Annotated in this window: 12 protein-coding genes and 2 pseudogenes; 5 read left to right on the forward strand and 9 right to left on the reverse strand. The window is 68.0% G+C overall.

Annotated elements, in window-relative coordinates; all coding sequences use genetic code 11:
• The 4 genes from ssb to JHC57_RS18385 all read right to left on the reverse strand — a co-directional run.
• Positions 1 to 149 (reverse strand): single-stranded DNA-binding protein (gene ssb / locus JHC57_RS18370; RefSeq protein WP_294031866.1); only part of this gene is annotated, 149 nt, incomplete at its 3' end.
• A 34-nt stretch (positions 150 to 183) separates the two neighbouring features.
• A complete protein-coding gene (locus JHC57_RS18375; RefSeq protein WP_294031856.1) occupies positions 184 to 2,043 on the reverse strand; it encodes a ferrous iron transporter B in 1,860 nt (619 codons plus the stop codon).
• Positions 2,040 to 2,288: a FeoA family protein gene (locus tag JHC57_RS18380; RefSeq protein WP_294031857.1), complete on the reverse strand. Its 249-nt coding sequence runs from the start codon at positions 2,286 to 2,288 to the stop codon at positions 2,040 to 2,042. The genes JHC57_RS18375 and JHC57_RS18380 overlap by 4 nt, the downstream gene beginning before the upstream one ends.
• A 54-nt stretch (positions 2,289 to 2,342) precedes the next feature.
• Positions 2,343 to 3,008 carry a COQ9 family protein gene (locus tag JHC57_RS18385; RefSeq protein ID WP_294031858.1) on the reverse strand — a complete coding sequence of 222 codons (666 nt, stop codon included), beginning with the start codon at positions 3,006 to 3,008 and terminating at the stop codon, positions 2,343 to 2,345.
• Positions 3,009 to 3,203: 195 nt separating this feature from the next.
• On the opposite strand from JHC57_RS18385, the gene JHC57_RS18390 reads away from it, so the two are divergent.
• A complete protein-coding gene (locus JHC57_RS18390) occupies positions 3,204 to 4,289 on the forward strand; it encodes an alkene reductase (protein WP_294031859.1) in 1,086 nt (361 codons plus the stop codon).
• A 36-nt stretch (positions 4,290 to 4,325) separates the two neighbouring features.
• Here JHC57_RS18390 and JHC57_RS18395 read toward each other — a convergent pair whose 3' ends face one another.
• From JHC57_RS18395 to JHC57_RS18410, 4 genes are read right to left on the reverse strand one after another with little or no spacing between them, the layout of a single operon-like run.
• Positions 4,326 to 4,952, reverse strand: a complete 627-nt coding sequence (locus JHC57_RS18395) for a hypothetical protein (protein ID WP_294031860.1) — start codon at positions 4,950 to 4,952, stop codon at positions 4,326 to 4,328.
• Positions 4,945 to 5,370 carry a 6,7-dimethyl-8-ribityllumazine synthase gene (gene ribH, locus JHC57_RS18400; protein ID WP_294031861.1) on the reverse strand — a complete coding sequence of 142 codons (426 nt, stop codon included), beginning with the start codon at positions 5,368 to 5,370 and terminating at the stop codon, positions 4,945 to 4,947. The genes JHC57_RS18395 and ribH overlap by 8 nt, the downstream gene beginning before the upstream one ends.
• Entirely contained in the window at positions 5,370 to 6,644 is a 1,275-nt protein-coding gene (gene ribB / locus JHC57_RS18405; RefSeq protein ID WP_294031862.1) for a 3,4-dihydroxy-2-butanone-4-phosphate synthase, read from the reverse strand. The genes ribH and ribB overlap by 1 nt, the downstream gene beginning before the upstream one ends.
• Before the next feature lie 57 nt (positions 6,645 to 6,701).
• The gene (locus JHC57_RS18410; RefSeq protein ID WP_294031863.1) at positions 6,702 to 7,325 is read right to left on the reverse strand and encodes an ankyrin repeat domain-containing protein; all 624 of its coding nucleotides are present in this window, start codon (positions 7,323 to 7,325) and stop codon (positions 6,702 to 6,704) included.
• An 87-nt stretch (positions 7,326 to 7,412) separates the two neighbouring features.
• Here JHC57_RS18410 and JHC57_RS18415 point away from each other — a divergent pair.
• Positions 7,413 to 8,018 (forward strand): annotated as a pseudogene (locus JHC57_RS18415) (SCO family protein); the annotation flags it as partial.
• Here JHC57_RS18415 and JHC57_RS18420 read toward each other — a convergent pair.
• On the reverse strand, positions 7,910 to 8,485 hold the full coding sequence (locus JHC57_RS18420) for an ankyrin repeat domain-containing protein (RefSeq protein ID WP_294031867.1): 576 nt from the start codon (positions 8,483 to 8,485) through the stop codon (positions 7,910 to 7,912). The pseudogene JHC57_RS18415 and the gene JHC57_RS18420 overlap by 109 nt on opposite strands.
• A gap of 87 nt (positions 8,486 to 8,572) precedes the next feature.
• On the opposite strand from JHC57_RS18420, the gene JHC57_RS18425 reads away from it, so the two are divergent.
• From JHC57_RS18425 to JHC57_RS18435, 3 genes and pseudogenes are all read left to right on the forward strand, one after another.
• Positions 8,573 to 9,217: an SCO family protein gene (locus JHC57_RS18425; RefSeq protein ID WP_294031864.1), complete on the forward strand. Its 645-nt coding sequence runs from the start codon at positions 8,573 to 8,575 to the stop codon at positions 9,215 to 9,217.
• Positions 9,217 to 9,666, forward strand: a complete 450-nt coding sequence (locus tag JHC57_RS18430; protein WP_294031865.1) for a YcgN family cysteine cluster protein — start codon at positions 9,217 to 9,219, stop codon at positions 9,664 to 9,666. Before JHC57_RS18425 ends, JHC57_RS18430 begins: the two co-directional genes overlap by 1 nt.
• Positions 9,647 to 9,830, forward strand: a pseudogene (locus tag JHC57_RS18435) (metal-dependent hydrolase); the annotation flags it as partial. The gene JHC57_RS18430 and the pseudogene JHC57_RS18435, both read left to right, overlap by 20 nt.

A 9,830-nucleotide genomic window follows, 5' to 3' on the forward strand; every position in this document is an offset into this window, starting at 1 on the left:
TCCTTGCGCTCGCCGGTCATCCGGTCCTTCCACTGCTCGGAGGTCGCGATGCGGAGATTCGCGACCTTGCCGCCGTTCTGGAACGACTTGATTTCGGGATCGGCACCGAGATTGCCGATCAAAATTACCTTGTTGACGCTGCCAGCCATCCGCCGCTCCGCTCCGCTTCAAAAGTTGGGAGGATCAGCCGAGTCCGAAGGCGACGGCCGTCCAGTAAGTGATACCAGCAGCGGCATAGGCGAGCAGGAACAAATAGCCAACCATGAACATCGGCCATTTCCATCCATTGGTCTCGCGCCGGGTGATCGCGATCGTCGAAATGCACTGTGGCGCAAAGACGAACCAGGCGAGGAAGGCGAGCGCGGTGGCGAGGCTCCACTTGCCCTGCAGCCGCTCGCCGAGCGATTGTGCCATCGCATCCTCGTCGTCGCCGGCGTCGATCGCGTTCGCGGTCGCCATCGCCGACACGGCGACCTCGCGCGCCGCCATCGCGGGGATCAGCGCGAGCGTGATATCATGGTTGAAACCGATCGGCTTGACGACGACCTCCAGCCCGCTCGCGATCCGGCCGGCGACGCTGTATTCGACCTGGCTCTCGCCTTCGGGCGCTTGCGGAAAGGTGAGGAGCAGCCAGAGGACGACGGTGGTCATCGCGATGATCGTGCCGGCCCGGCGCAGGAATATCCACGCGCGCTGCCACAGGCCGAGCGCGATGTCGCGCCACCGCGGCATCTGATAACGCGGCATTTCCATCATGAAACCCGCTGCACTGCCTTTGGCCACGGTACGGCGCAGGACATAGGCAACGACCAGCGCGCCGACGATGCCGGCGAGATAAAGACCGAACAGCACCAGACCCTGCAGTCCGACGGGGGTTCCGCCGACTGCGCGATTGGGAATGAAGGCGGCGATGATCAGCGCATAGACGGGCAGCCGCGCCGAACAGGTCATCAACGGTGCGATCAGGATCGTCGTCAGCCGGTCCTTCTCGTCGGGGATCGCGCGCGTCGCCATGATGCCGGGCACCGCACAGGCGAAGCTCGAAAGCAGCGGGATGAAGCCGCGCCCCGACAGTCCGACCTTGCCCATCAGCCCGTCCATCAGGAAGGCCGCGCGCGTCATATAGCCCGACGCCTCGAGGAGCAGGATGAAAAGGAAGAGGATCAGGATCTGCGGCAGGAAGACGACGACGGCGCCGACCCCCGCGAGGAGCCCTTCGACGATCAGCCCGCGCAGGAAATTGTCGGGGAAGGTAGCGACGACCCATTGTTGCAGCACGCCGATCCCGCCTTCGAGGAGGTCGGCGGGCGCCTCGGCGGCAGCATAGACCGCCTGGAACATCACGAACATCAGCGCGAGCAGGATGATCATCCCGGCGACGGGGTGCAGCACGATATTGTCGACGCGCTGCGTCCAGCGGCGCACCGGCGTTTCGGTCAGGATCGCGGCCCTTGCGAGCGCGCGGGCGCGCTGATGGAGCGAGGCGTCGTTCGCCGGCGCGGCGGCCGCCTCGCGCGGCCGATGTGACCGGATCGCGCCGTCGACCGCCGCGAGCAGGTCGCCGAGCCCGCGCTTGCGCACGGCGACCGTGGGAATCACCGGTACGCCCAGCTCCTTCGACAGCCGTTCGGCGTCGAGCGTCAGCCCGTCGCGTGTCGCAAGGTCGACCATGTTGAGCGCGATCACCGTCGGCAGGTTCAGCGCGAGCAGTTCGAGCGCGAAGCAGAGATGATTGTCGAGGTTCGCCGCGTCGAGCACGACGATCAGCGCGTCGGGGCGCGCCTCGCCCGCCTGCTTGCCGAGCACGACGTCGCGCGTCACCGCCTCGTCGAGGCTCGCCGGAGTGAGGCTGTAGGTGCCGGGCAGGTCGATCAGCGAGATCGGGCGGCCGTCGGCGAAGCTCGCGTGCCCCGCCTTCCGCTCGACGGTGACGCCGGGATAATTGGCGATCTTCTGCCGTGCCCCGGTCAGCGCGTTGAACAGGCTCGACTTGCCGGCATTGGGATTGCCGACGAGGGCGATCGAGGGAATCGCGCCGGTCATGTCGCGGGCTCCACTTCGATCGCCGCGGCCTGTCTGGAACGGATGATGACCTTCATCCGCCCGACGGTCAGTGCGAGCGGGTCGCGCGAAAAGATGCTGCCGCGGTGCAGCGGGGTGACCTCGCACCCTTCCATCAGGCCGAATTCGCGGAGGCGGCGGCCCTCGTCGTCGGACATGGTGTTCCAGTCGATCCGGGCGATCCGGACCCGGGCGCCGAGCGGCGACTTGTCGAGCAAAGCAGTCATTTGCGAGCGATTATCAATAACAATCGCCGGGCGCCAGTCCTTTATCGAAACCGGTCAGCGCCCCGGGTAACGCAGCCGCCCGACGAAACGCGCGAGGCTGGGTCGCTCGACGCTGCGCGCGGCGCGGCGATGCTTCCAGCTTTCGAAGCGCATCACCTGGTCGATGCGGCGCGCGAGGAAGGCGCGCGTATCGGCGAAACCCTCGCTCTCGTCGTTCAGGAACACCGCCATCGTCGAGCCATAGACGGCGCCGAGGATCGCGCGCTTGCTGTAATGATTATAGTCGGTCGCCGTGTCGCCCGCGAGGCGCCACATATGGTCGGCGGCGCGCCAGCCGAGCTTCGCGGCGTGCGGGGCATTGGTCGGCAGCGCGAGCAGCGCCAGCGCGCGGCGCAGCGATTCGCGGTCCGGCGCCAGCAGGTCGATGCGCGTTTCGACCAGCGTCGTGATCCGCGCGCGAATCTTCAGCGCCGCGAGCTTGTCGGCGGGCCAGCGCGCCTCCATCCGCGCATCGATATCGGCGAACCAGGCATCGACCATGTCGCGCGCGCCCCCCGGGAAGGCGAGCCGCGCCACGTCGGGATCGACGCCCGTCCGGGCGGCCGCATCGGCCAGCGCGGCGTCGCCGAAACCGTCGAACGCCGCCGATGCGGCGATCAGCGGCGCGAGCGCGGCGCGAATCTCGTCGAGGGTCGGGTCGGCGGGAAGGATCGAGGCCATGACCGTCAGATAGGCCGCACCGCGCGGTTCGGCAACCGCGTCGGCACCGGCGCCTGTCGACGCGCGCCTTCTTCGCTGCCATTTAGATTTTCTTTTGCTACGTACCATTGTGCCGGCCCCGCGGCGTCCATAGCTTCGCGGGCCATGGCGACGACCGCAGGGGCCGCCGCCGATAAAGTGAAACGTGGAGGAACCATGGCCGTATCACTGTTCGATCCGATCAAACTGGGCGCGATCGACGCCGCCAACCGCATCATCATGGCGCCGCTGACCCGCGGCCGCGCCGGACCCGGCTTCGTGCCGAACGAACTCGCGCTCGAATATTACCGCCAGCGCGCCTCGGCGGGGCTGATCATCTCCGAAGCCACCGGCATCTCGCAGGAGGGCCTCGGCTGGCCGTCGGCGCCCGGCCTCTGGACCGACGCGCAGGTCGAGGGCTGGAAGCCCGTGACCGACGCCGTCCACGCTGCGGGCGGGCGCATCGTCGCGCAGCTCTGGCACATGGGCCGCGTCGTCCATTCGGTGTTCAACGACGGCAAGCCGCCCGTCTCGGCATCGGCGACGCAGGCGCCGGGCAAGGCGCACACCCCCGCCGGCCGCCTCGAATATGAAGTCGCGCGCCCGCTCGAACTCGGCGAAATCCCCCGCGTGATCGCCGATTACGTCAAGGCCGCCGAAAATGCGAAGCGCGCCGGCTTCGACGGCGTCCAGCTGCACGGCGCGAACGGCTATCTGATCGACCAGTTCCTGCGCGACGGGTCGAACCTGCGCGACGACGATTATGGCGGCCCGGTCGAGAACCGCATCCGCCTGCTGCGCGAAGTCACCGAAGCGCTGATCTCGGTCTGGGGCAAGGATCGCGTCGGCGTGCGCCTCTCGCCCAATGGCGACACGCAGGGCGTCGACGACAGCGCGCCCGAAACGCTGTTCCCGGCCGCCGCCGCGGCGCTCGATGCGCTCGGCATCGCCTTCCTCGAACTGCGCGAGCCCGGGCCCGAGGGCACGTTCGGCCGCACCGACGTCCCCAAACAGTCGCCCGCGATCCGGCAGGCCTTCAAGGGCCCGCTGATCCTCAACAGCGACTATGATGTCGCGCTCGCCGAGGAGGCGCTTGCCAATGGTGCCGCCGATGCGATCGCCTTCGGCCGGCCGTTCATCGGCAACCCCGACCTCGTCGAGCGCATTCGCACCGGCGCCGGCTGGGCGGCGGACAATCCGCAGACCTGGTATGCGCCGGGTCCGGTCGGCTACACCGACTATCCGGCGCTGCAGCCGGCTTGAGGCGTCCGTGATCCGGGCGGCCGTCCGCCGTCCGGATCACCCTCTTTCGGCGAGCGCCTTGTCGACGATCCGCGCCCCGACCGGGCCGAGGACGTTGCCGCCGAAACGAAACAGCACGAAGGCGCCGGCGAACAGCAGCAGCGGCTCGATGAAGAGCATGACGATCGCCGCGATCACGATCCCGAAAAACAGTGCCATGAAACCGCCGCTGAACTCGGCCTGACCCTTGGCGCCCAGCTCGATCGTGCGCGGCCCCTTCGCGTCCCACCATTTGCTCGTCACGATCGTCTTGCGCCCGCCCGTCTGCGTGCCGGGCCGGGGCTGCGGGCGCTCGGCAATGCGCGCGGGCCGCGCCGGGCTTTCCGCCTTCCGGCTCCACGGCTGCTTGCGATTCATTTCGGCGACGGCGGCCGCCATCCGGTCGTTCGGCGCGCGCGGCGTTTCGCGTTGCGGCGCCGGTCCGGCGGGATCGGGTATCGTTTCGGCCCCGACCGGCGCAGCCCGCGCCGCGGGCCGGTTCGCTTCGATCCCCATGCGGCGGTCGTGCGCGTCCATCCGCTCGGCCGCCGTCGGCGGCGTCCGGCCCGTTTCGCGGTCGATCACCACCAGCCGCCCGCCGCGTTCGACGACGGAGAAGCGGCTGGGAGGAGGTCGATCAACCAATGCCGAATTGTTCCTTGAGCGCCAGCATCGCGAGCGCGGCCTTCGCCGCCTCGCCGCCCTTATCCTTGCGCGTCCTGTCGGCGCGCGCAAGCGCCTGTTCCTCATTCTCGACGGTCAGGATGCCGTTGCCGATCGCGAGCCCGTCGAGCGTCAGCGCCATGATGCCGCGCGCGCTCTCGTTCGACACCACCTCGAAATGATAGGTCTCGCCGCGGATCACGACGCCGAGCGCGACATAGGCGTCGTACCGCCCGCTGTCGGCGGCAAGCGAGATCGCCGCGGGCACTTCCAATGCGCCGGGGACGGTCACCGTCTCGTGGCTATGCCCTTCGGCATCGAGCGCGCTCCGCACGCCGTCGAGCAGCATGTCGTTCAAATGGCTGTAGAATCGGGCTTCGACGATCAGGACATGCGCCATCAGGCTTCTCCGGGAATGGGGCGTTCGCCGACGACCGACAGGCCATAGCCTTCGAGCCCGACGATATTGCTGTGGGTGGGGGTGAGCAGTTCCATCGCATGGACGCCGAGGTCGGCGAGGATCTGGGCGCCGATGCCATAGGTGCGCAGGTCCATGCCGCCGGTCGGCGGCGGCAGCGCTTCGGCCTCGGCCGATCCGGGCAGCGGGCGCATCAGCATCACGATCACGCCGGCGCCGGCCTCGCCGATCGCGTCCATCGACCGCTGCAGGCGGCGCTTCTTCGGACCCGGGCGGCCCATGATGTCGTCGAAGATCGACACCGCGTGCATGCGCACCAGCGTCACGCCCTCGGGATCGACGGGACCCTTCTGCAGCACCAGATTGACCGTGCCGTCGATCTTGTTGCGATAGGATTTGAGCCGCCAGTCGCCGCCATAGTCCGATTCGAACGGCTCGTCGGCGACGCATTCGACCAGCCGGTCGCTGCGGTTGCGATAGGCGATCAGGTCGGCGATCGTGCCGATCTTCAGCCCGTGGCGCCGCGCGAAGGGGACGAGATCGTCGAGCCGCGCCATCGTGCCGTCGTCGTTCATGATCTCGCAGATTACGCCCGAAGGGTTGAGCCCCGCGAGCCGTGCGATATCGACCGACGCCTCGGTATGGCCCGCGCGCACAAGTACGCCGCCGTCGCGCGCGATCAGCGGAAAGACATGACCGGGGGTGACGATGTCGTCGCGGCTCTTGCCCGCGTCGATCGCCACCGCGACCGTGCGCGCGCGGTCGCCCGCCGAAATGCCGGTCGTCACGCCCTCGCGCGCCTCGATCGAGGTGGTGAAGGCGGTTTCGTGCCGCGTGCCGTTCTGGCGGCTCATCAGTTCGAGCCCCAGCGTGTCGACGCGCGATTTCGTGAGCGTCAGGCAGATGAGCCCGCGGCCGTGCGTCGCCATGAAATTGATCGCGTCGGGGGTCGCCATCTGCGCGGGAATGACGAGGTCGCCCTCATTCTCGCGATCCTCGTCGTCGACGAGGATGAACATGCGCCCGTTGCGCGCTTCGGCGATGATCTCTTCGGGGGTCGCCATCGGCGACAGGTCGCTGCCGTTGGCGAGCCAGTTTTCGAGCTTGCGCAGCGTCTCGGCGGTCGGGTTCCAGCCGGGCGAATCGAGGTCGCGCAGACTGTTGGCGTGGAGGCCGGCGGCGCGCGCGAGCCCCGAGCGCGACATGGAACCGTCGTCGACGATGGCGCGGATGCGATCGATGAGCTGTGTAGACATGACGGCGATGTCTCACACTGAAATGTGATTGTCAATCAGGATATCACATTGGATCGATCAGTTCGGGCCGAAGGTCGGCCCGAATTCGCGCTTCGACGCATCGGCCGCCTTGGCGTTGAGCAGCGCGAGCAGCTGCCCCGACCGGTCGTCGCGTTTCGCATAGTCGCGCGCCGACATGCCCGCGACATGGTCGGCCTTGTCTGGGCTGGCGCCGCGGCGCACGAGCAGGCTCACCATGCCGCTGTTCTTCGCCTGCACCGCCAGGATCAGCGCGGTTTCGCCGCGACGGTTGGTCTGGTCGATCGACGCCTTCATCCTGAGCAGCTCGTCGGCGCCGTCGGTGAAATTGAGCAGCGCGGTGTGCATCAGCGGGGTCACGCCCTGCCGGTCGCCGACCGACGGATCGGCGCCCTTGCCCAGCAGGAAACGCAGCCAGCTGATATCGCGCCGCTTGGTGACGATGATCAGCGCGGTCTCGCCGGTGTCGGGGTTGCGCGTGTTCACGAACGAGGGGTCGTCCTTCAGCGCTTCGGTCGCCTTCGTCCCGTCGCGGCTCTCGACCGCCTGCAGAAAGGCATAGCCGCCGCGGAACTGCGCCTGCGCGGGGCTGAACAACAGGCCGGCGGCCACGACCGGCGCGACGAGGAAGGTGGCAAGGCGGAATTCCGCGCGGCGAAACATGTCTGGGCGACCCCCGGGGCAATTTGTCCGCCGCGAACGCGACGACAATGGTTGATTTTCACCGGCTAGCCGATCAAGGCTGGCCGCATGATGAATATCGCAGATATGGGACAAAGGCTCGTCCGCGCAAGCCTGATCCTCGCTTTCGCCGCCGCGCTCTCGGCATGCAATGGCCCGGGCGAAAGCGCGCCCGCGCGGCCGCCGCTCGAAGGCGCGCGGATCGGCGGCACCTTCACACTCACCGACCAGAACGGCCGGACCGTCCGCGACAGCGATTTCGCGGGCAAATATCGCCTCGTCTATTTCGGCTACAGCTTCTGCCCCGACATCTGTCCGGTCGACCTGCAAAAGCTGATGCGCGGCCTGTCGTCGTTCGAAAAGGCCGATGCGGCGCGCGGCGCGAAGGTCCAGCCGCTCTTCGTCACGGTCGATCCCGAACGCGACACGCCCGAGGCGCTGAAGCCCTTCGTCGCGCGCTATCATCCGCGCCTGCTCGGTCTCACCGGGACGCCCGAACAGATCGCGGCGGTCGCGAAGGCCTATGTCGTCACCTATAACAAGGTGCCGGGCTCGGCACCCGACCGCTATCTGATGGCGCACAGCCAGCTCGCCTTCCTGATGGACCCCGACGGCAAGCCCGTCGCATTGCTGCCGCTCGACGATCCCTCGTCCGACGTCGACGAGGGGGCGCCGCGGCGCACGAGCAGGCTCACCATGCCGCTGTTCTTCGCCTGCACCGCCAGGATCAGCGCGGTTTCGCCGCGACGGTTGGTCTGGTCGATCGACGCCTTCATCCTGAGCAGCTCGTCGGCGCCGTCGGTGAAATTGAGCAGCGCGGTGTGCATCAGCGGGGTCACGCCCTGCCGGTCGCCGACCGACGGATCGGCGCCCTTGCCCAGCAGGAAACGCAGCCAGCTGATATCGCGCCGCTTGGTGACGATGATCAGCGCGGTCTCGCCGGTGTCGGGGTTGCGCGTGTTCACGAACGAGGGGTCGTCCTTCAGCGCTTCGGTCGCCTTCGTCCCGTCGCGGCTCTCGACCGCCTGCAGAAAGGCATAGCCGCCGCGGAACTGCGCCTGCGCGGGGCTGAACAACAGGCCGGCGGCCACGACCGGCGCGACGAGGAAGGTGGCAAGGCGGAATTCCGCGCGGCGAAACATGTCTGGGCGACCCCCGGGGCAATTTGTCCGCCGCGAACGCGACGACAATGGTTGATTTTCACCGGCTAGCCGATCAAGGCTGGCCGCATGATGAATATCGCAGATATGGGACAAAGGCTCGTCCGCGCAAGCCTGATCCTCGCTTTCGCCGCCGCGCTCTCGGCATGCAATGGCCCGGGCGAAAGCGCGCCCGCGCGGCCGCCGCTCGAAGGCGCGCGGATCGGCGGCACCTTCACACTCACCGACCAGAACGGCCGGACCGTCCGCGACAGCGATTTCGCGGGCAAATATCGCCTCGTCTATTTCGGCTACAGCTTCTGCCCCGACATCTGTCCGGTCGACCTGCAAAAGCTGATGCGCGGCCTGTCGTCGTTCGAAAAGGCCGATGCGGCGCGCGGCGCGAAGGTCCAGCCGCTCTTCGTCACGGTCGATCCCGAACGCGACACGCCCGAGGCGCTGAAGCCCTTCGTCGCGCGCTATCATCCGCGCCTGCTCGGTCTCACCGGGACGCCCGAACAGATCGCGGCGGTCGCGAAGGCCTATGTCGTCACCTATAACAAGGTGCCGGGCTCGGCACCCGACCGCTATCTGATGGCGCACAGCCAGCTCGCCTTCCTGATGGACCCCGACGGCAAGCCCGTCGCATTGCTGCCGCTCGACGATCCCTCGTCCGACGTCGACGAGGGGGCGCCCGACAAGGTCGCCGCCGAGCTGGCGAAGTGGGTGAAGTGATGGCGGCGGGGGCGACGTCGGAGCGCCCCTTCTGGGAAGCGCCGCTCGCCAGCCTCGACGCCGGGCAGTGGGAGGCGCTGTGCGACGGCTGCGGCAAATGCTGCCTGCACAAGCTCGAGGATGAGGACACGGGCCGTATCTATCCGACCAACGTCGCGTGCCGCCTGCTCGATCTCGCGACCGCGCGCTGCGGCGATTACAAGCATCGCCGGCGCCATGTGCCCGACTGTCTGACGCTGACCAGGGCGAAGGTCGACGACCTCGAATGGCTGCCCCGGACCTGCGCCTACCGCCTCCGCGCCGAGGGTGCGCCGCTGCCCGACTGGCATTATCTTGTCTGCGGTGACCGCGACGCGGTGCACCGCGCGGGCGAATCGATCGTCGGCTGGACGGTCGGCGAGGATGTCGCGGGTCCGCTCGAGAATCATCTTGTCGAACGCGTCGTTTGATCCCGCGGCCGACGGGCCGCACATCCGGGTCGGCGACGGGATATGGCCCGTGCGCGTCGTTCGCCACGCGCAATCGCGCCGTTACCGCCTCGTTTTCGACGGTGCGCGCGGCGAACTGCGGTTGACGGTTCCCCGCCGGACCAACGAGCGTGCGGCATTGAAAT

The organism is Sphingopyxis sp., from assembly GCF_016463645.1.
Taxonomy (GTDB): domain Bacteria; phylum Pseudomonadota; class Alphaproteobacteria; order Sphingomonadales; family Sphingomonadaceae; genus Sphingopyxis.